This window comes from Corynebacterium sp. KPL1824 (assembly GCF_000478095.1).
Classification (GTDB): domain Bacteria; phylum Actinomycetota; class Actinomycetes; order Mycobacteriales; family Mycobacteriaceae; genus Corynebacterium; species Corynebacterium accolens.
This window is the reverse complement of record NZ_KI515749.1, coordinates 1,112,192-1,132,834: the sequence shown is the minus strand read 5'-3', so window position 1 is coordinate 1,132,834 and position 20,643 is coordinate 1,112,192. Positions and strand designations below refer to the sequence as shown.

17 protein-coding genes are annotated in these 20,643 nt (G+C 59.3%); 8 read left to right on the top strand and 9 right to left on the bottom strand.

Features of this window, described 5'->3' with window-relative positions; all coding sequences use genetic code 11:
- The first annotated feature begins 168 nt into the window (after window positions 1-168).
- The 3 genes from putP to HMPREF1267_RS05265 are packed head-to-tail and all read left to right on the top strand — an operon-like array spanning window position 169 to window position 2,841.
- The gene (putP, locus tag HMPREF1267_RS05275; protein ID WP_005282330.1) at window positions 169-1,740 is read left to right on the top strand and encodes a sodium/proline symporter PutP; all 1,572 of its coding nucleotides are present in this window, start codon (window positions 169-171) and stop codon (window positions 1,738-1,740) included.
- A 34-nt stretch (window positions 1,741-1,774) separates the two neighbouring features.
- Window positions 1,775-2,341 (top strand): HNH endonuclease family protein, encoded by a 567-nt coding sequence (locus HMPREF1267_RS05270; RefSeq protein ID WP_023028654.1) that lies wholly within the window; start codon window positions 1,775-1,777, stop codon window positions 2,339-2,341.
- 56 nt (window positions 2,342-2,397) lie between these two features.
- Window positions 2,398-2,841 (top strand): hypothetical protein, encoded by a 444-nt coding sequence (locus HMPREF1267_RS05265; RefSeq protein WP_005280147.1) that lies wholly within the window; start codon window positions 2,398-2,400, stop codon window positions 2,839-2,841.
- Window positions 2,842-2,849: 8 nt separating this feature from the next.
- Here HMPREF1267_RS05265 and HMPREF1267_RS05260 read toward each other — a convergent pair whose 3' ends face one another.
- From HMPREF1267_RS05260 to HMPREF1267_RS05245, 4 genes are all read right to left on the bottom strand, one after another.
- Window positions 2,850-4,088, bottom strand: a complete 1,239-nt coding sequence (locus tag HMPREF1267_RS05260) for an HNH endonuclease signature motif containing protein (protein WP_023028653.1) — start codon at window positions 4,086-4,088, stop codon at window positions 2,850-2,852.
- Between the two features lie 147 nt (window positions 4,089-4,235).
- On the bottom strand, window positions 4,236-6,107 hold the full coding sequence (locus HMPREF1267_RS05255; protein WP_023028652.1) for a DEAD/DEAH box helicase: 1,872 nt from the start codon (window positions 6,105-6,107) through the stop codon (window positions 4,236-4,238).
- A 46-nt stretch (window positions 6,108-6,153) separates the two neighbouring features.
- Window positions 6,154-7,323, bottom strand: coding sequence for an imidazolonepropionase (gene hutI / locus HMPREF1267_RS05250; protein WP_023028651.1), 1,170 nt, complete (start codon window positions 7,321-7,323; stop codon window positions 6,154-6,156).
- Window positions 7,324-9,000: a urocanate hydratase gene (locus HMPREF1267_RS05245; protein WP_023028650.1), complete on the bottom strand. Its 1,677-nt coding sequence runs from the start codon at window positions 8,998-9,000 to the stop codon at window positions 7,324-7,326.
- A 181-nt stretch (window positions 9,001-9,181) separates the two neighbouring features.
- Here HMPREF1267_RS05245 and HMPREF1267_RS05240 point away from each other — a divergent pair, with 181 nt between their 5' ends.
- A complete protein-coding gene (locus HMPREF1267_RS05240; RefSeq protein ID WP_023028649.1) occupies window positions 9,182-9,988 on the top strand; it encodes an SGNH/GDSL hydrolase family protein in 807 nt (268 codons plus the stop codon).
- On the opposite strand, the gene HMPREF1267_RS05235 is transcribed toward HMPREF1267_RS05240, so the two are convergent.
- The 3 genes from HMPREF1267_RS05235 to HMPREF1267_RS05225 all read right to left on the bottom strand — a co-directional run bounded on the left by HMPREF1267_RS05235 (window position 9,971) and on the right by HMPREF1267_RS05225 (window position 13,006).
- Window positions 9,971-10,633: a flavin reductase family protein gene (locus tag HMPREF1267_RS05235; RefSeq protein ID WP_023028648.1), complete on the bottom strand. Its 663-nt coding sequence runs from the start codon at window positions 10,631-10,633 to the stop codon at window positions 9,971-9,973. The two genes, HMPREF1267_RS05240 and HMPREF1267_RS05235, sit on opposite strands and share 18 nt — an antisense overlap.
- A 1-nt stretch (window position 10,634) precedes the next feature.
- Complete coding sequence (hutH, locus tag HMPREF1267_RS05230) at window positions 10,635-12,188, bottom strand: histidine ammonia-lyase (protein ID WP_023028647.1); 1,554 nt, start codon at window positions 12,186-12,188, stop codon at window positions 10,635-10,637.
- Window positions 12,189-12,262: 74 nt separating this feature from the next.
- Window positions 12,263-13,006, bottom strand: a complete 744-nt coding sequence (locus HMPREF1267_RS05225; protein WP_023028646.1) for an IclR family transcriptional regulator — start codon at window positions 13,004-13,006, stop codon at window positions 12,263-12,265.
- A 62-nt stretch (window positions 13,007-13,068) separates the two neighbouring features.
- On the opposite strand from HMPREF1267_RS05225, the gene hutG reads away from it, so the two are divergent.
- The gene (gene hutG / locus HMPREF1267_RS05220; protein WP_023026303.1) at window positions 13,069-14,007 is read left to right on the top strand and encodes a formimidoylglutamase; all 939 of its coding nucleotides are present in this window, start codon (window positions 13,069-13,071) and stop codon (window positions 14,005-14,007) included.
- 3 nt (window positions 14,008-14,010) lie between these two features.
- Here the strand turns inward: hutG and HMPREF1267_RS05215 are convergent, their stop codons facing one another.
- A complete protein-coding gene (locus tag HMPREF1267_RS05215; protein WP_023028645.1) occupies window positions 14,011-15,357 on the bottom strand; it encodes a YjiH family protein in 1,347 nt (448 codons plus the stop codon).
- A 127-nt stretch (window positions 15,358-15,484) separates the two neighbouring features.
- Between HMPREF1267_RS05215 and HMPREF1267_RS05210 the strand changes: the two genes are divergently transcribed.
- The 3 genes from HMPREF1267_RS05210 to HMPREF1267_RS05200 all read left to right on the top strand — a co-directional run bounded on the left by HMPREF1267_RS05210 (window position 15,485) and on the right by HMPREF1267_RS05200 (window position 20,392).
- Window positions 15,485-15,871 carry a (deoxy)nucleoside triphosphate pyrophosphohydrolase gene (locus HMPREF1267_RS05210; RefSeq protein ID WP_023028644.1) on the top strand — a complete coding sequence of 129 codons (387 nt, stop codon included), beginning with the start codon at window positions 15,485-15,487 and terminating at the stop codon, window positions 15,869-15,871.
- 12 nt (window positions 15,872-15,883) lie between these two features.
- On the top strand, window positions 15,884-19,006 hold the full coding sequence (locus tag HMPREF1267_RS05205) for a DUF3427 domain-containing protein (protein ID WP_023028643.1): 3,123 nt from the start codon (window positions 15,884-15,886) through the stop codon (window positions 19,004-19,006).
- A gap of 93 nt (window positions 19,007-19,099) precedes the next feature.
- Window positions 19,100-20,392: an Nramp family divalent metal transporter gene (locus HMPREF1267_RS05200; RefSeq protein WP_023028642.1), complete on the top strand. Its 1,293-nt coding sequence runs from the start codon at window positions 19,100-19,102 to the stop codon at window positions 20,390-20,392.
- Here HMPREF1267_RS05200 and HMPREF1267_RS05195 read toward each other — a convergent pair.
- Window positions 20,389-20,616, bottom strand: a complete 228-nt coding sequence (locus tag HMPREF1267_RS05195) for a hypothetical protein (protein WP_005280133.1) — start codon at window positions 20,614-20,616, stop codon at window positions 20,389-20,391. The two genes, HMPREF1267_RS05200 and HMPREF1267_RS05195, sit on opposite strands and share 4 nt — an antisense overlap.
- Window positions 20,617-20,643: the final 27 nt, after the last annotated feature.

The following is a 20,643-nucleotide window of genomic DNA, read 5'->3' as shown; positions in this document are numbered from 1 at the left end:
AGCAGCCCCGTATAGTTTTGTTACAAGCTCGTTATATTCACGTCTTTACGCAGTTAAACGATGAAAAACATCACCAGAGATCTATGCCACAGCTGAATTTTAGCTTGGGTGAACCTGAAGTCACCGTTAACGTAAGAATGTCCGACAAATCACTACAAGGAGTGAAACGTGCAAGAATCAACTTGGTACGTCATTGCGATGATTGTGTACTTCCTCGTAATGGCAGCCATTGGCTACTGGAGCTACAAACAAACCGACGAATATGACGATTATGTTTTGGGCGGCCGTGGCCTGCACCCATTCGTAGCTGCTCTCTCCGCCGGCGCATCCGATATGTCCGGCTGGCTGCTTATGGGTCTGCCTGGCGCGCTCTTCCTTTCCGGTTTTTCCGAGCTGTGGATGCCTATCGGCCTCCTTATCGGTGCATGGGCTAACTGGAAGTGGATTGCGCCGCGTCTGCGCGCTTACTCGGAGGTTGCGGGCGATTCCATTACGGTCCCCTCCTTCTTCGAGAACCGTCTGCGCGATAAGTCGCGCATGCTGCGTATTATCTCCGCAGTTATCATTATCTTCTTCTTTACCTTCTACGTCTCTTCCGGCATGGTCTCCGGTGGTCGTTACTTCGAGTCCACCTTCGGTGGCGACTACATCACCGGTATGTTGGTCATCGCCGCAGTGACCATTTTCTACACCTTCATCGGTGGCTTCCTGGCAGTGTCCTACACCGACGCTATGCAGGGCATGCTGATGTTCGTCGCCCTGCTGATCGTGCCAATCATGGCGCTTTTCGCTCTTGACGATGCCGGCGCGATCTTCTCCTTCGCTACCGAAAACAGCTACGCTACCGACGGCGCACTCGAGCCAAACGATAACTACTTCTCTCTCTTCGCCGGTGTTTCCGCTGGTGTTATCGTTGGTAACGCCGCTTGGGGCCTTGGCTACTTTGGTCAGCCGCACATTATCGTGCGCTTCATGGCGCTGCGTAAGCCTTCCGACGCCAAGCAGGGCCGTTTCTACGGCATCACCTGGATGGGTCTTTCCGTCATCGGCGCTATCTTCGTTGCGCTTACCGGTACCGTGTACTTCACCCAGTTCGGTGAAACCATCACTGACCAAGAAAACTTCGAGACCATCTTCTTGGATATGGCTCAGGCCATGATGCACCCATTGCCTGCAGGTTTCGTCTTGACCGCAGTTCTGGCAGCGATCATGTCCACCATGTCCTCCCAGATGCTCGTGGTGTCCTCTTCCCTGATTGAGGACCTCTACCTCATCATCGCAAAGCGCAAGCCTTCCGAGGGCGTTCTGATTAACCTGTCCCGTACCGCCGTTGTGGCCATCGCGGTTATCGCCGCACTCCTGGCTATCAACCCGTCCGACTCCATTCTTGGCCTGGTCGGCTTCGCATGGGCTGGTTTCGGTTCCGCATTCGGTCCGCTGGTCATCCTGGCTCTGTACTGGAAGCGCCTCAACGCAACCGGTGCAATCGCCGGTATGGTTACCGGTGCAGTCGTCGCCATCGGTTGGGGCATGTCCCCGCTCGGCGATTCCCTCTACGAGATGGTTCCGGGCTTCTTCTCCGCACTCATCGTCACCGTTCTGGTCACCTTGGCTACCAAGCAGCCAGACCAGGAGGTCTTGGACGAGTTCGAGGAAGCCGAGAAGCTTGCCAAGCTCGTTGAGAAGGACGACTCCCTGGACTTCGAGGAAGCAGCAGAAAAGGTTTCCGATAACAAGTAGGAACCTTCCCGCACCTCGCGGAGTCCAATAGGACATGAAGTCCTATTACCTGGCCGCGCTATCATGCATAACCGCTCTCGTTATCGCATGGTATGCGTGGCCTTTTCCGCGTTTTGATGTCTCCACCGTTCCATCCCGCGCGGAATTGCAGGGCTACGACCGCGACGAGTTCGGCGGCTGGCAGCCCAACGGTGCATGCACCACGCGTGAGGCCATCATGGAGAACCAAGCCAGCGAGGCGTTCGCAGACTGCCGGCCGCAATCCGGCACGCTCTATGACCCCTACGCGGACGAGATGATTTCAGCCACCTCCCCTATTGAGGTCGACCACATCTTCCCACTTTCTGCCGCCTTTGACATGGGTGCCGCACAGTGGGACCAAGACACCAAGATCCGCTTTGCCAACGATCCCCTCAACTTGGTGGCGACCAGCCGGAAGCTCAATCAGGAAAAGTCTGATTCCCTCCCCTCTGAGTGGTTACCGCCCGCCAACCGCTGCGATTACTCGCGGCGCCTCGCAAAAATCGCGCGCAAGTACGAGTTACCGTTGCCCCGCGCGGATGTCCGTGCAATGAGAAGGCAATGTCGGTTCGATTTCTAGCAGTTAAATTGATTAGGGTGAACAAGGCAACTTTTCTTAACTGAAGGGCATCCTCCATGACTACTTTGTTCATCTTCCTGCACGTGGCAGCGGCCATCGTTTTGCTCGGCCCCGTGTGCATTTCCACCTCCATCTACCAGACCCAGCTGCAGGGCGCAGCGCAGGGCGATAAGACGGCCCTCGGCGCCGCCCGCAACTTGCACAACATCACCAATACTTACGGCTACATTTCCGCCCTCGTGCCGGTCCTTGGCCTTGCAGTGTTCCTGTCTGATATTGAAACCTTCAAGAGCCAGGTCAACTTCCACATCGCCATCCTCGTGGCCATCATCGCGTGGTGCCTGCTCTTCTTCCTTATCCTCCCTAAGCAGCGCACGGCGCAGGCAGCCCTAGAATCCGGCGATACCGCCAACCTGGGCTCCATCAAGAAGTCCCTGTCCGCTTTCGGCGGCGTCTTCAACCTCCTGTGGATCATCTGCCTTATCCTGATGTACATCTAGGAAGCCATTTACTCTCCGGGGACAGTGTCATCGCTGTCCCCTTTTTCATGCGTGGACTCCTCTCTGAGCTCTTCTTTTAGTTGCTGCGCATCTGCGTGCGCATTCTCCCGCCGCTTCTGCGTGGCCTGCGCTACCGTCTGCGCCCACCTGCGGTTCTTCGGCGCCAGCGGTCCGCTCGCGGAGTCGTAGACCCACGTAGAGTCATCGAAAAGCCAGACGATGTCCCCACTTACCGGGTCCTTGATATAAAACGCCCTCCCATCGGTCTTTATATTGTGATGGTGTTGGCATAAGCATGTAAGGTTCGCCGCCGAGGTCGGACCGCCATCTGCAAAGTCGTGCCGATGGTCCATCTGGGACGCCACCGCCGGCCGCGTGCAGCCTGGCCACCGGCACGTGCCGTCCAAGCCCTCTACAAACGCCCGGATATCTGGCGGCGTCACATAGTTAGGGCTCTCCGCCTGACCGGCCTTCTCCATATCCCTTGTCGCTGTCGCCCGAGCCTGTAGGTCATCCGCGGTCTCCGGGGATACCCAGCCTAAGTTCTGTACAAACGCGGGTGCATCCGGCAGGTCGCAGCGATACATATTCAACACGACCTTGGCCTTTGCCTGCGCCTTTCCAGTCAGCAGCTCCACTGCGGCCTCAGCCATCGTGAGGTCCTTGTCCGTAGCGATATCCCGAATATTGCGGTCGATTATCTCCGCGGTTTCTAACCCGACGTCCAGGCAAACCGCAGCCCACTCCCCGCCTGTAGGTTCAACGCTATAGGCTTGCTTGCGGCGCGGATCCCGCGCGGCAATAGAGGGATCGAGGCGCACAATGAGCCCGCGCAGCTTTCGGCGGAGATTGCGGTGCGAGGGCAGCTTTTGATTGGGACGGGTTGGGGTCAAGTAGTTGGTCAGGGCGTCATCGATAGTGAATTTCTTCTCCGCATCAATGGCGCCGAGTTTGGCTAGGGTTTGGTCAATCGTAATGAGTCGGTCTAAATCTAAATGGAAATGCTGTTCTTGCCGAGCGCGCAGCCGCGGCAGCTCTTTTAATCGCTCGAAGGCGAAAATAATATTCCTAATTCGGGACTGACGCGCCCCAGTTAAGTTAGACAGGGATTGGCTAATAATTTCGATATCGTCATCTGAGCCAGGATGAAGCTTCTCCCAGAACTGGTATTCCGCCCTCCTAATCTCCGTAGCTGCACGGGAGGTAGAATTTTCTGGATTGGTATTGGCATAATATGGCGCATTCATGGACTTTCTTTCGAGAGATTTGCTAGAACATGCTTTCGCCATACACCATACAAAACCGCCCCGACACGCTACCCCCGTTTATAGTAAAAGCGCAGGTCACAGGGCATGAAAAAAGGGCCTCTAAAAAGAGGCCCTTTGGAGGTTAAATTAGTCGCGGAAGCGACCACCGTGCTTGCGGCCACCGCCGCCGCCATCACGGCGAGGCGGGCGACCGGTATCCTTCTGAATCTTGATGAGCTGGCCAGAAATCCGGGTATCCTTCAGGCGGTCCAGCACAGCCGGGTCCATGTTCTTCGGCAGGTCCACGAGCGTGTGCCCCACCGCAATGGTGATGCGCCCGAAGTCCTTGGCAGACAGGCCACCTTCGTTGGCGATTGCACCGACGATGGCACCCGGGCGGACATTCTGGCGCTTGCCGACGTCCAACCGGTACGTCTCAAAGTCACCATCCGGCCGCTTGGAGCCGCCGCGGTTCTTGCCGCCACCCTTGAAGTCGCGGTCGCGCTTGCGGTCATCGCGATCGCGGCGGTCCTTCTTTGGCTTGGGCAAAGGCTTGTCTTCCAATAGGAAGTTCTTGCCACCCTGGTGCATGACGGCCAAGGCCGCGGCGATGTCATCCATCGCGACGTCATTGTCTTCCGAGTACTTGCGCACCAAGTTGCGGAAGAAATCGGCCTGCTTGTTGTCCATGGACTGGGTAATGGCCTGCGCAAACTTTTCCTTGCGCTTCTCATTGACCTCATCGACGGACGGCAGATCCATCTCTTCGAGACGAGCGTTGGTCACGCGCTCGATGGAGCGCAGCATGCGGCGCTCGCGTGGGGTGACAAACAGGATTGCCTCACCGGAGCGACCGGCACGGCCGGTGCGGCCGATGCGGTGCACGTAGGACTCGGTGTCGTTCGGGATGTCGAAGTTCACCACGTGGGTGATGCGCTCGACGTCAAGGCCACGCGCGGCGACGTCGGTAGCGACGAGGATGTCTAGGCGGCCATCCTTGAGCTGGTCGACGGTGCGCTCGCGCTGCGCCTGGGCGATGTCGCCGTTAATGGCAGCGGCGCTGTAACCGCGATCGCGCAAGGCCTCGGCCACCTCTTCGGTCTCGTGCTTGGTGCGGCAGAAGACGATGATGGCGTCATAGGTAATGACCTCGAGGATGCGGGTGAAGGCATCCATCTTTGCGCGGTGTGGAATCAGCAGGAAGCGCTGCTTGATGTTGTCGTTGGTGCGGCGCTCGGACTTAACGGTTACTTCCGCCGGGTTGTGCAGGTACTGCTTGGACAGGCGGCGGATGGCATTAGGCATGGTGGCGGAGAAAAGCGCCACCTGCTTGCGGTCCAGGGTGCTTTCCAGGATGCGCTCGACGTCTTCCTGGAAGCCCATGTTCAGCATCTCATCGGCCTCATCGAGGACGAGGAACTGCAGCTGAGACAGGTCAAGCGAACCCTTTTCCAGGTGGTCGATGACGCGACCCGGGGTACCCACGATGACCTGGGCGCCGCGGCGCAGACCAGACAACTGGATGCCGTAGGCCTGGCCACCGTAGATGGGAAGAACCTCGATGCCCTTGAGGGTTTCCGCAAAGGATTGAAAGGCGTCTGCAACCTGCAGGGCGAGCTCGCGGGTAGGTGCAAGGACGAGCGCCTGCGGGTGGCGCGCTTGCGGGTCAAGCTGGGACAAGACCGGCAGCGCGAAGGCTGCGGTTTTGCCGGTACCGGTCTGTGCAAGGCCCACGACGTCGCGGCCTTCCATCAGGATCGGGATGGTTTCTGCTTGGATGGGTGACGGCGTGGTGAAGCCTACTTTCGCAACGGCTTGCAGAATTTTATCTGGCAGGCCGAGGTGCTCGAACCCCTGGGAGTTGTCGTTGGCCGAGTCCTTGGACTCAGCGCCGGTGCCCTCAGAAGTATTCGCAGCCCTGGTGTCCTGGTTGACACCTTGCGAGTTGTCCTGAGATTCCGACTTATTAAAATCTTCCGGCTCGTTTACGCCGCCGGTGGCGTTATCGGTAATGCTCATTGCTCGTCCAACCCTACGCGATACCGGCGGCAAACTCCATTCCTCGCTATACCCCCGCCACGAACGTGCGGTAGCTCAGCGGCATGCCCGGCCGGTAGGCCAAGTGCACCGCGCTGGGAGCATCGAGCACGTGCAGGTCAGCGGCAGCTCCTTCCACCAGGGTGCCCTTCGCGGGGCGGCCCTGCGGGTCGAGTCCGTTGCCCACATTATGGCGGCGCAGCGCCGTGGCACCGCCGGTGGTGGCGGCGTGGATGGCCTCGTCGACGGATAGGTGCTGCTGCAGGACAGCCGTGGTCACGCAGTAATTCATCGACGAGGTATAGGAGGTACCTGGGTTGAGGTTGGAGGCGATGGCGAGGGTGGCGCCGGCATCGAGAAGCGCACGGCCAGGCGCTAAGGGCTCGCGCGTGGAGAGATCGCAGGCTGGGAGCATGGTGGCCACGGTCTCGGATGCGGCGAGCTTTTCGATGTCACTAACGCTCAGGTAATTCACGTGGTCCACCGAGGCGGCGCCGAGATCGACCGCGAGGCTAACACCCGGGCCCTCGCCAAGCTGGTTGCCGTGCACGCGCAGGCCAAGGCCCAACTTTTTACCGGCTTCTAAAACCCGGCGCGACTGCTCTTCATTGAACGCGCCGCGCTCGCAGAAGACGTCGATCCACTGGACGTATTCTGCAACGCCGTCCAGCATCGGACCGACGACCTCATCGAGGTAGTCTTCCGCATCCGCTCCCGGCGGCACGAGGTGGGCGCCGAGGAAGGTCACGTCGTCGACGTGCTGGGATGCCACGCGCGCGGCTTCCACTTCAGATTCCGTGTTGAGGCCATAGCCGGTCTTGGTCTCGAAGGTGGTGGTGCCACCGCGGCGGCCGGCGGCCACGCGCTCGGCGACGAGCTTATCCAAGCGCTCCGCCCCCGCCTCCCGGGTGGCATCCATGGTCACCGCGATGCCGCCGGCCTCGTAGGAGCCGCCGGACATGCGGGCCTCAAACTCGGCGGAGCGGTCGCCGTCGAAGACCATGTGGGTGTGCGAATCCACCCAACCGGGCAAGACGGCGCGCCCGCCCAGATCCACCTGGTCATCGGCGGCAGGCGCCTGAGAGGCGGGGCCGATCCAGGCGATGGTGCCGTGGTCGGCGATAAGGGCGGCATCGTTAAGCGTGCCGTGCTCGCTGACCGTGCGGAGCTCTGAAATTCCGGTAAAAAGTGTGCTCATTTAATCCCTTGCCTTAAATTCCATGGGTACGCGAACGCCGCGTTCTGTGGCTATTTCCTCTGCGCGAGAGTACCCGGCATCGACGTGGCGGATAACGCCCATGCCTGGGTCATTGGTCAGCACGGCGCGCAGCTTGGCGGCGGCGAGATCGGTGCCATCGGCAACCGTGACCTGACCGGCGTGGATGGAGCGGCCCATGCCCACTCCGCCGCCGTGGTGGAGGGAGACCCAGGTGGCGCCGGAAGATACGGCGGTCATGGCGTTAAGCAGCGGCCAGTCAGCGACGGCGTCGGTGCCATCGAGCATGGCTTCGGTCTCGCGGTACGGGGAGGCAACCGAGCCGGAATCGAGGTGGTCGCGGCCGATGACGATGGGGGCCTTGATCTTGCCCTCGCGCACCAGGTCATTGAAGAGCAAGCCGGCCTTGTGGCGCTCGTTGTAGCCGAGCCAGCAAATGCGGGCGGGCAGGCCCTCGAACTCGACGTACTCCTCGGCGGCGTCCAGCCAGTTGTGCAGGTGCTCGTTTTCAGGGAAGAGCTCCTTTAGGGCTTGGTCGGTGACCTTAATGTCTTCTGGATCGCCGGACAGCGCTGCCCAGCGGAACGGGCCCATTCCTTCGCAGAAGAGCGGGCGGATATAGGCGGGAACGAAGCCGGGGAACTCGAATGCGCGCTGGTAGCCGGCGTGGCGGGCCTCATCGCGGATGGAGTTGCCGTAGTCAAAGACCTCGGCGCCCTCGTCCTGGAATTCCACCATCGCTTGGACCTGCGCGGCCATGGATTCGCGGGCCTTTTTGGTAAAGGTCGTGGGATCGGCCTTGGCCTCGGACTGCCAGTCATCCACGGTGATTTCGGTGGGCAGGTAGGACAGTGGGTCGTGCGCGGAGGTCTGGTCGGTGACGATGTCTACCTTGAACTCCCCGGCGCGCTGGCGGCGCAGCACCTCGGGGAAGACCTCGGCGGCATTGCCCACCAGACCCACGGAAAGGGCCTTCTTGTTTTCCTTGGCATCGAGAACCAAGCGCAGGGCCTCGTCCAAGTCGGTGACCACTTCATCGAGGTAGCGCTTGTGCTGGCGGCGGCGCAGGCGGTGCTCATCCACGTCCACGATGAGCACTGCTCCCCCGTTCAGCGTCACGGCGAGCGGTTGGGCACCGCCCATGCCGCCACATCCACCGGTCAGGGTCAGGGTGCCGGCCAGGCTGCCCTCGAAGCGCTTCTTGGCCACGGCCGCGAAGGTCTCGTAGGTGCCCTGCAGGATGCCCTGGGTGGCGATGTAGATCCAGGAGCCGGCCGTCATCTGGCCGTACATCATCAGACCCTCGTCCTCGAGCTTGCGGAAGTGCTCCCAGTTGGCCCAGTCGCCCACCAGGTTGGAGTTGGCGATGAGCACGCGCGGTGCCCATTCATTGGTCTTCCAAATGCCAACCGGCTTGCCGGATTGGACGAGGAGGGTTTCATCGCTTTCTAGGTCTTTCAGCGATTCCACAATGGCATCGAAGGCCTCCCAGCTGCGGGCTGCGCGGCCGGTGCCGCCGTAGACCACGAGGTCCTCGGGGCGCTCTGCCACCTCTGGGTCGAGGTTATTCATCAGCATGCGCAGTGGCGCTTCGGTTTGCCAGGATTTTGCGTTGAGTTCGGTGCCGCGGGGTGCGCGGACTTCGCGTGGTTCAGACATGGCTTCCTTTCGCTCGTGCTTATCGACGCCGTGCCCTACCCCAAGGCCGGTTTCCCGGGGCTGTCTCCCGGGGGCTTGGCGAGCGTCACAGATATCAATTTAGTGTGATGCACAACGTATTTAGAGCTTGCACGGTCACCAACTGTCTGGCATTTCAGACTCTGCGGCTACGATGGCAGTCATGCGCCACATATTGCCCGCCCTCGCCGCCGCCTGCCTGCTGGCAGGATGCTCCAACCAGCCGCAAGAAGCTCCAGATGCTACAGAAGACCCAGAAAACTATGTGGCCCTCGGGGATTCCTACGCGGCGATGGGCTCGACGACGCTCCCGCTGGATCCGCCCGATTCCTGCGCCAGAGCACAAGATTCCTATCCAGAACTCGCCGCGCAGGAAATCACCACGAGTTCCTTCCGCAACGTCGCCTGCCAGGGCGCGAGCACGTTGGATGTTTTATCCTCCGCAGGCGAGCACCCCGCCCAGGTGGACGCACTGGCCGCGGATACGTCCCTTGTCTCCTTGAGCATCGGCGGCAACGACGTCAGCTTTGTGCGCCTGACCCAGTGCGCCACGGACGATATGTGCCAGGACGAATCCGGCCCGCAGGTTGAGCTGGAGCTACACGATCTCCCCCAACGCCTGGACAAGGTCTACGGGGAAATCGCCCACCGCTCGCCTGAGGCGAAGGTCATTGCCACCGGCTATATCCCCCTCATCAACCCGGGCGAGACCTGCCCCTTCATTAAAAAAATTCCGGCCACTGACCGGGAGTGGTTGGCGGATACCATCCAGCGCATCAACAAAGCGGTGCGCGAGGCCGCCGAGCGCAACGGCGCCACCTACGTGCTGCCCGACGATGCCCCGCAGCACTCCGCCTGCTCTGATGAGCCGTGGGTGGACTTTACGGGGCAGGATACCGATTCCTTCCCCATGCACCCCACCCACGCGGGCCAGGTGGCGATGGCCGAGGCGTTAGGCAGAGCCCTCTAGCCCGGCGCGGGCGGCGTCGTCCGATCCGGGAACGCGCATCTCAAACTTTTCGGTAACCACCGTGTAGTCGAAATAGCCCATGCGTGCAATGGGTTTAATCCGGACGATATCGAGCTTGCCATCCTCATCAACAACGGATTTATCAATGTGAATGGTCTTCACGTTCGCAACCACGAGGTCAATCGTGCCGACCTTGGAATTTCCCGGCAGGCGCAGCGTGGTCTTGTATTCGCACTCAAACTTCACGGGAGATTCTTTCACCATGGGTATGCGGTAGTTCTCCGCGTATTCCTTGGTGACATTCAGGCGCTCCCATTCGCTATCGCCGTGCTCGAGTACCTGCGCGGACTTATTAACCTCTTCTCGCAGTTCATAGGTGGCCATATTCCACACAAACCAGCCGGTTTCCTCCGCATTGAGCACAGTGTCCTTTCGCCGACCATCCGGGTATTGATTGGCGGAGAACATCACCATGGGTGGGTCAAAAGTGAGGTTTTGCCACTGGCTATACGGGGCGATATTTTCTCGGCCCTCGCTATCAACACTGGACAACCACCCAATGGGGCGCGGCACCGTGCTGGACTTAAACGGCGAATACGGCAGCGGGTTCGGCTCGGACTGCGGGTTCCACTTTAGAGAAGCCATATTAACCACGCAGCTTTCCGGTGGCGGCCTCGACGGCATCGATCAGCTCGCCAGACTTGACCAAGCGCACGGTCTCCTCGATTTCCGGCGATAGGTAGCGGTCGGTGCCGGGGCCAGGAACAGTCTCGCGCAGGGCGGAGATGACCGCGCCGGTGCCGCCAGCGGGCGTTCCCTCGCGCATGTCGATGGCGCGCGCCGCGGTGAGGATCTCCACGGCGAGCACGCGCTGCAGGCCATCGACGGCCTTGCGCAGCTTGCGGGCGGCGGACCAGCCCATGGACACGTGGTCTTCCTGCATGGCAGAAGAAGGAATGGAATCGGCCGAGGCCGGGGTAGCCAGGCGCTTTAATTCGCTGACGATGCCAGCCTGGGCGTATTGGGCGATCATGTGGCCGGAGTCGACACCGGGGTCATCGGCAAGAAAGGCGTTCAAACCGCGGTTGCGGGCCGGATCCAGGAAGCGGTCGGTGCGGCGTTCAGAAATGGACGCCAGGTCCGCGGTGACGATGGAAAGGAAATCGAGCGCATAGGCCACCGGGGCGCCGTGGAAGTTGCCGTTGGAGACCACGCGGCCGTCCTTGGCCACCACCGGGTTATCCACGGCGGCGGCGAGCTCGCGCTCTGCTACCTGCGCGGTGTGCGCCAAGGTATCGCGGAAACCGCCGGCCACCTGCGGCGCGCAACGCACCGAGTAGGCGTCCTGGACCTGGTTCTTCTTGAACTCCTCCAGCGCTGCCGCGAGGATCTCGGAGCCGTCCGCCACCTGGCGGATATTGGCGGCAGAATCAGCCTGGCCCGGGTGCGGGCGCAGCTGCTGGAGGTCATCGGCAAAGACAACGAGCGTGCCAAGCAGGCCTTCTACCGTCATGGCGGTGGCGATATCGGCGGTCTTGGCGGCCGCGCGCAGGTCAGTGATGGCCAGGCAGAGCTGGCCAAGCATGCCATCGGTGCCGTTGATAAGGGCAAGGCCCTCCTTTTCGCGCAGCTCCAGCGGCTCGATGCCGGCGGCGGCAAGGGCCTCGCCGGCGTCCTTGAGCTCGCCGCCCACGCGCACCTCGCCCTCGCCCAAGAGCGCTAGGGCGCAGTGGGCCAGCGGAGCCAAGTCGCCGGAACAGCCCAAGGAACCGTATTCGCGCACCACCGGCACGATGCCGGCGTTAAGTGCCTTGGCGTAGGTCTCTACCACCACTGGGCGCACGCCGGTACGGCCGGTGCACAGGGTAGATAGGCGCAGCAGCATGAGCGCGCGAATGACTTCTTCTTCCACCTCAGGGCCGGTGCCGGCCGCGTGGGAGCGCACCAAGGATAGCTGCAGCTGCGCGCGCATCTCTTCTGGAATGTGACGGCGGGCTAGCGCGCCGAAACCGGTGGAGATTCCGTAGACCGGCGTGGGATCCTGCGCCAGTTCTTCGACTCGGTCGCGCGTAGCGGCTACCTCATCGAGTGCTTCGGGCGAGATTTCTACCGTGGCGCCGTAACGGGCAACGGCCACGACTTCCTCAATGGTCAGCGCTCCGACGCCGACGGTAACGGTGGATGGGTATGCATTAGGCATGATGACTCCTAGTGTCTTTAGGGCAGCAAAATATAGCTCACGTCACAGCCTAACGCGCTAGCCCGCATGGTACCTCACTTTTCGCGCTGGCGATACGTTTTTCCCGCAACTTTCTCCGCGGCCTGGCGCAGCGCCGCAATGAGCGCCTCTACCCTATCTGCCGGCGTGGACACGGGATAGGTCACCGCAATGGCCGCCGCGGGCCGCTCCAGGTGGTCCAGGATGGGCACCGCCACCGAGGCCTGTCCCCGCGAGATTTCTTCCACCTCTTGGTCCCATCCGCGCGCAAGGGCCCGGTCCAACTGCTTTTTCAGGAGACCAAAATTTTCCCCGCCTGCGGTATCGAATGCGGCCTTGACCTCCCATTCCGGCAGGTGTGCCAGCATCACCCTGCCCGATGCCGTCTTATGCGCCTGCAGGCGCACCCCCACCTCCGTAACCAACGAGGTAGCGCCCGGCGCGCGGACTTCCTGCAGGTATAAAATCTCCGAGCCCGCCATGCGCGAAAGATGACCGGATCCGCCTACCAGCCGCGCGCATTCTTCTAAGTCGCGCGTTGCCATGCGCACCAGCGGCTGCTGGGTTACATACGCAGAGGCCATCGAGTACGCGGCCAGCCCCAGGCCGTAGGTCTTGTGCTCCGGCAGGTGGGCAACGAACCCGGCATCGACCATTTCCGCGAGCAGGTGGTACGTGGTCGAGCGCGGCAGGCCGAGCTCGCCTTGGATGCGGGCGGCGGAAATCGGGACATCGATAGTAGATAGCAGCTTGAGGATGTCTAGGGCATGGCGCGCGGCGGGGACTCGGTTAGCACTCACAACGTCCAATTATATTCCGCCATTGACAGACAAATTCACCGCACGCTTCTAGTATCGGCACTATGAATACCGAATCAGCCCCACTTTTTACTCCCGCCCCCGAGTGGTCCGGCCGCTCCGATGGCCCCGGCGCCGAGCACGCGCGCTGGCATAGCGTCATCAACCAGGCCGAATCCGCGCCCGTGACCCTGCTGGGCTTTGCCTCCGATGAGGGCGTGCTGCGCAACGGCGGCCGCCAAGGTGCCGCCGCCGGCCCCGCCGCCCTGCGCACAGCCCTTGGCTCCCTCGCGGTTCACCACGGCCACGCGCTTGCCGATGCCGGAACCATCACCACCCAAGGCGATGATCTCGACGGCGCACACGAGGCCCTATCTGACAAGGTCGAAGAACTCGTCCGCAGCGCTACCCTGCCGATTATCTTGGGCGGCGGGCACGAAACCGCCTTCGGCTCCCACCGCGGCCTGTTCCGCGCGCGCGGTGCCACCCCGATCATCAACTTGGACGCCCACTTCGATCTCCGCCACGCGGACCACGCCACCTCCGGCACGCCCTTTACCCAGATTTCCCAGCTCACCGATGACTTTGACTACACCGTCTTCGGTATTTCCCGCCCCAATAACACTGCGGTGCTCTTCAACGATGCCGAAAAGCTCGGCGTTAACTACACCCTGGATGAGGAGCTGGTGAACCTCACCCCGGCCGAATGCGGCGCGCTCGCCACCCAGGCCACCGCCGCTGCGGACAAGGTCCACCTCTCCATCGACTTGGACGTGCTTCCCGCCTCCACCGCGCCGGGTGTATCCGCCCCGGCTAGCCTCGGCGTTGCCTACGAGCGCATCCGCGCCCTGGCGGTCGCGATCGCGGCGACGGGCAAGCTCGCGCTTGTCGATGTCGTCGAGCTCAACCCCACCTTCGACATAGACAACCGCACCGCCAAGGCGGCGGCGCGGCTTATCGATGACATCGTTAACGCTCACCTCACTGCGGTAAGCGGGCAGTAAGACTCAGAACAGGAGGTGCGCAATCGGGGTCGCAATCACGATGGTGAGAGCAACGCGCTCAAACCAGATGATGACCAGGTGGGATAGCTTCACCGGAATCTTGGTGGCCAAAATGCACGGCACCAGGGCGGAGAAGAAGATGATGGCAGAGACCGCCACGACCCCGATGACGAATTTCAGCACCATGGAGTCACTGCCTGCCACCGCGGTGGCGGGCAGGAACATCTCCGCAATGCCCATCGCCGCGGCCTTGCCGCCGAGTGCCGGCTCCGGCAGCTGCACAATCCAAGCAAAGGGATAAAACAGATACCCGATCCATTCAAAGATCGGGGTAAACCGCGCAAGTAGCAAGCCAATAAGGCCCACCGACATAATGGACGGGACGATGGCCGCGGCCATGCGCACGCCGTCGCGCAGGTTATCCCAAATGGCCTGTGGCAGCGACGGCGCGCGCTGCAGAGCCAGCATCGCCTCGCGCCACGCATTCTTAAACCGCGATCCTTCTACCGGCTTTTCCGGGTCTGGCTCTACACCCGCGCAATATTCATCCGGGATCGTCCGCAGCGGCGGGATGCGCACGGTAATGGCCGTAACCAGGAACGTCACCAGCAGCGTGACGGCAAAGTAGGTGCCCCAGATATTCATCAAATCCAGCTGCTTGGCCACGATGACCATAAACGCCGCCGATACCGTGGAAAACCCCGTGGCAATAACGGCAGCTTCCCTGCCGGTATAACCGCCCTTTTGATAGACGCGGTCCGTGACCAAAATGCCCAGCGAATACGAACCTACGAAGGATGCCACCGCATCGATGGCGGATCGACCCGGCGTCTTCCACAGCGGGCGCATGATGGGCTGCATCAGCACCCCAACAAATTCCAGGAGCCCAAATCCAATAAGAAATGCCAGGAAGGTACCGCCGATGGGCACGATAAGCCCCACCGGCGTGGCAATGGAGTTCCACAAGAAGGGAACCAAATCTTCATCACCTAATACCCACGGCAGCGCGTCAATAACCATGAGGAAGGAAATGATGGCACCGGCGATATTGAGGACCGCAAAGACCGCCTGCAGCGCGCTTTCCTTAAACGCCCCCGTACTAAAGCTACGCACCGTTCCATACACGGCGAGCGCAAAGATAAGCCACGGCACCACCGCCGGAATGCTATCGCGCACGATGGTGACCATGTGGTCCAAAGGAATGGAGTTCTTTTCCTTATATGTCACAGGAAAGAAGAACACGAACGCGCCAATGGCGCTATAAACAAAGAGTTTCCACCGTCCCTCAGGCCGCGGGACTTCCCCGTCATGGCTCTGGATGGAGGAATTAACTGAATTAGTAGATGTCACGATAGACCGCCCCTCAAGCTTGCATGATGATCAAGCCCGCGCGACAGCCTGACGCGAACATTGGGAATATGTTAGCTAAATTACATCTTGTTGTCTAGCGTTTCCTGGCTCAAGGCACAATGGAACTATGTCTAACCCCATCCGCGTCGTCGGTGCCGTCTTTCACGATGGCAACCGATTCCTCGCCTGCCGCAAGAAGCCCGGAAAACCCCTAGAAGGACATTGGGAATTTCCAGGCGGAAAAATCGAACCGGGAGAATCACCCGAACAGGCTTTAGCCCGCGAAATTCGCGAGGAACTCAACCTCATCGCGCACGTAGGCAGCAAACTCACGACAACCACCTACGAGTACGACTTCGCCACCATCGAACTAACCACCTTTTATTGCACGCTCATCAGCGGCGAGCTTCGCCTGAGCGATCACGACGCAACCAAATGGGTTACCCCCGCAGAAGCTATGGAGCTGACCTGGGCGCCGGCGGATATTCCAGCCGTGGAAAAGCTTTGCCCTTAGAATCTTGTAGCTATGAGTCATTCCTTGGATTCCTCGCTCCCCTTCGGCGTTTATGAAACCCCGGTGACCTCGCGCATTCGTGAGCGAATGGAGGAAACGCAAAGTCGACACCCATCGGCGGGATTCGGGGTAGGAAACGGCACAGATGATAGCGCTCGCGGGCGCTATACCTCGGCCATGTCTCAACACATCGGCGATTTACTAGAGCAACGCCTCATGGGGCTTAAATCCTCAGCAGACCGAGTAGCCCTTATCAATACAATCGCTGGGTTACTTGGCGAGGACGAAGATATTGATACCGAGCAACTCCTCTACGCCGTCTACAACACTTCTTTAGCCGAACCTCCGCTGCTTCCGGATGTATCGCTGACTAAGAGCGCGCTTTTTACTAATGCCCAGGGCGAGGCCAGCCTAACCAGCGAGGTTGAGCGGGAGATAAAGACAGCCGATTCCGTCGACTTGTTGTGCGCCTTTATCAAGAGCTCCGGAATCAGTGTCCTTGACCAGCAATTGCAGTTCCTGCGCGACAACCAGATTCCATTCCGCCTATTGACCTCTACTTACTGTGGGGCTTCCGATGCGGCGGCCCTTAAACGCCTGGTAGAAAAATATCGCGCCGATGTGAAGATTTGCTATGAGCATAAATCCACACGCCTGCATGCCAAAGCATGGCTATTCCGACGGAATTCTGGCTTCGACACCGCTTTTATTGGAAGCTCGAACCTTTCGAGGTCTGCTCTTATCGATGGCTGGGAATGGAACGTGCGCGGCTCTGCTACGGCGACGCCTGAGGTCATCGAAAAATTCATAAAGACCTTTGACAGCTACTGGCACGATAGCCACTTCAAGACTTTTGACCCCGCCAGGGATATGGATTGCCTGCAGGAATCCCTGCGCATTGCAAAAGGCACGGAGTCCCCACAAGCATTGCGCCAATTAGAACTTTCTGGCCTGGAAGTTACTCCCTATCCTTATCAAGAAGAGATGCTCGAGGCGCTGCGGTCCGAACGTGAGGTAAAGGATCGCCACAAAAACCTACTCGTTGCGGCGACAGGCACCGGCAAGACCGTCGTAGCTGCCCTGGATTACCTCAATCTTTGCCGGCAGTGGAAGCGTCGCCCACGCTTACTCTTCGTGGCACACCGCAAGGAAATTCTTCACCAAGCGCGGCGTACGTACCGCGAGGTGCTTAAGGATGCCGACTTTGGCGAGCTGCTTGTCGATGGCACCGAGCCCCGGCGCTGGGACTTTGTATTTGCGAGCGTTCAGTCGCTCAATTCCACTCGCTTAGAAAAGCTCGCGCCAGATCAATTCGATGTCGTGGTCATCGACGAATTCCACCATGCAGAAGCTCCAACGTATAACGCGCTTCTTAGTCATTTTGAACCAGACGAATTACTTGGGCTGACCGCAACGCCTGAGCGCGGCGATGGCAAAAATGTGCAGCAGTATTTCGACTACCGCATTGCCCATGAGCTACGCCTCTGGGATGCCTTGCGCCTGCAGCTGTTGGTCCCCATGCACTATTACGGAATCGCAGACGGCACGGATCTTTCCTCACTCACGTGGAATAGAGGAAAGAAAGATTACAACACCACCGAGCTATCAGAGTTCTATATCAAGTCTGGTGAAAAGCGGACGCGATTCATTCTGAATGAACTGGATAAACGGATTTTCGATCTTTCTGAGATGAAGGCGATCGGCTTTTGTGTTTCCATCGCCCACGCAGAGCACATGGCGCAGCAATTTCAGCACTTTGGAATTCCCGCCCAGGCCGTGACGAGCAAATTAACTTCTTCTGAACGCGCAGAAGCCATTCAACAACTCGAAAGCGGCGCCATCAAGGCCCTCTTTTCCGTTGATATTTTCAATGAGGGCGTCGACATCCCAGCGGTCAATACACTGCTCTTGCTCCGGCCAACCCAAAGCCCGGTTATCTTCCTACAGCAACTTGGCCGCGGTCTTCGCCTTGCTCCCGGAAAGGATTCTTGTACCGTATTCGATTTCATTGGCCAACAGCATGTTGAATACGATTTTGAGCGCAAATTCAATGCGTTAACGAGAAAACGCGGAAAACGCCTGCTTACCGAGATAGAGCAGGGCTTTCCCACCACGCCGCCGGGAACGCATATCCAATTCGATGAGTCGACGACGGAACAGGTCCTCAACAACGTAAAGAAGACGGCACGGAGCAATTTGCGGAAAGTGCGTGCGCTGGTAGCGGAATTGCGAACTACCGATCTCAAAGATTTCCTCGAGGAGGCAAACCTCGAGTTGGAGGATATTTACCGCCCCAACAAATACTCCTGGACCCGCCTACTGCGCGAGGACGGCCTCCTCGAGCCACGTGACGATGAGATGGAAAGCTTCTTACTCAACCGGATTAAAGTTTTCCTCCACGTCAATGATGCGACACGCATTGAGGCTTATCTTCGAATCCTAAAATCCGCCACTTCGCAATTCGGCGATATGACGCCCACTGATCAAGCCTTCGCACGAATGCTGGTCTTGGGCTTTTGGGCTAATTCCAATGCACCCAGCCCGTCTTCTTTTGACCAAGCGCTGGGGATATTGCGAGAGCACCCGCGAGTTATTTGGGAGCTCGAACAGGTCATGCGTCTACAAAACGATGCTTCGCGCATTATCCCGCAGCCAAGCGAGGACACCGTTTTGGAAACCCACGCCGATTACTCCCTGGCAGAGTTAGTCGGTGCTTTGCAAACAGGCGAACTAGAAAAGCTGGTCAGCCTTCCGCGCGAGGGAGTGAAATATTTCCCCGATATGAACATGGACTTGTTCTTGGTGACCTTCCAAAGAGACGATCAAGTGAGCGCCACCACCAATTACCGTGATTACCCGATTTCACCAGAACTTCTCCACTGGGAATCGCAATCTACTACAACCTTAAAATCGAAGGCCGCACGCCGATATATTCAGCATGATGAGCTCGGCGGGAAGATCCTTATCGCCTCTCGCTTTACTAAGAAGAACTCCGTGGGCACCGCGAGCGCCTATACATTTTTGGGTGCTGTGGATTATGTTTCCCACCACGGTGAAAAGCCCATTCAATTCCAATGGAAGCTGCAAAGAACCATGCCAAAGGCGCTGTACGCTGCTGGTCGGACCGTCGCTTAGCACGCGTGGTTGAATAATTGGGCTGCACTTTACCCGTCAAGAGTGATACATTTCTCTTAAGTGATTCGCACCACAGCCACTTAAGGAAGTGTCATGAGCCAATCAGAAAATTACACCGGCGCAACATCCGCCGAAGGCCAACAGACACAGAACTCTGAGCCACAAGCAAAGGTGAAATGGACCCTCGTAGGTCCGGGTTTGGTCGCCGCAGCCACCGGCGTCGGTGCCGCTGACCTAGTGGCAACCATGATTGCCGGCCAGCGCTACGGTTACGCACTGTTGTGGGCCGTCATCGTCGGTACGATTATGAAAATCGTGCTGGTGGAAGGCGTCGGCCGCTATAGCTTGGCCACTGGAAACACCATGTTCCACGGCTGGCGGGAGCTAGGACGCTGGACCTCGTGGTACTTCGCGCCCTACATCGTCATCTGGGGATTGGTATATGGCGCAGCGGCCATGTCCGGCACCGGCTTGGCATTGAGCGCGCTTTTCCCCCGTACTAGCTTGACCATGTGGGCCATCCTGACCGGCGTATTGTGCTTTGCACTTACCTGGTTGGGCCAATACCAACTCTTTGAAAAGCTTGCCGCCATCTTGGTTGGCATCATGTTCGTCACCGTGGTGGGCATCGCCGCAATCACCGCGCCCAATTTGCCAGAGATTCTGCGCGGCCTTGTCCCCACCATCCCGGATGGTTCTTTCGTCTACGTGCTCTCCATCGCCGGCGGTGTCGGTGGCACCATTACCCTTGCTGCCTACGGTTACTGGCTGCGTGAGAAGAAATGGTTCACGCCCAAGTGGATGAAGGTCATGCGCATGGATAACTCGGTGGCTTATGCCGTCACCGGTATCTTCGTCCTGGCTACGCTGGTCCTTGGTGCCGAGCTTTTGTATAGCGCAAATGTCGCTGTCTCCGATAACGACCAGGGTTTAGTAGACATGGCGGACGTGCTGGAGGCCCGCTACGGAACCTTTATTTCTAAGTGGTTCATCGTGGGATTCTTCTCAGCCGCATTCTCTTCCTGCTTGGGCGTGTGGAACGGTGTATCCCTCATGTTTGCGGACTACGTTGGTCACCTGAAGAACCTCCCACAAGGCCACCCCAGCACCAGCACGGGCGGTAAGTACTACCGCGCTTACCTCATCTGGTTGACCTTCCCACCAATGCTTCTCCTACTGCTGGGCAAGCCCACCGGGTTAATCATTGGCTACGGCGTCTTGGGCGCATTTTTCATGCCCTTCCTGGGACTTACGCTCTTGGTACTGCTTAATACCAAGCACACCCCGAAGGAATGGCGCAATGGCTGGTTCATCAACACCCTGATGGGCATCATTTCCGCGGCCTTTGTCTACCTGTGCGTGTCCCAGGTCGCAGGGCTCTTCTAGCCTTGTTGCTCGTAGTCTTCAAGGTACGCGCCGATCACCTTTAAGTGCTCCACCTCTCGGGGCAGGATGTGCCGGCGCGTACCATCCTCGAGGCGGCGGAGTACCCAAGTATTTTCTTCGATCCACCAGGCACGGCCCACAAATATGTCTGAATTATGCAGCCGTACCCAAATAATCAAGGCGTTATTGACTGCATCAAGAAAGCGCGCGTTTAAGTCATCCACACGCGCATAACTTAGCCGGCACAGAGC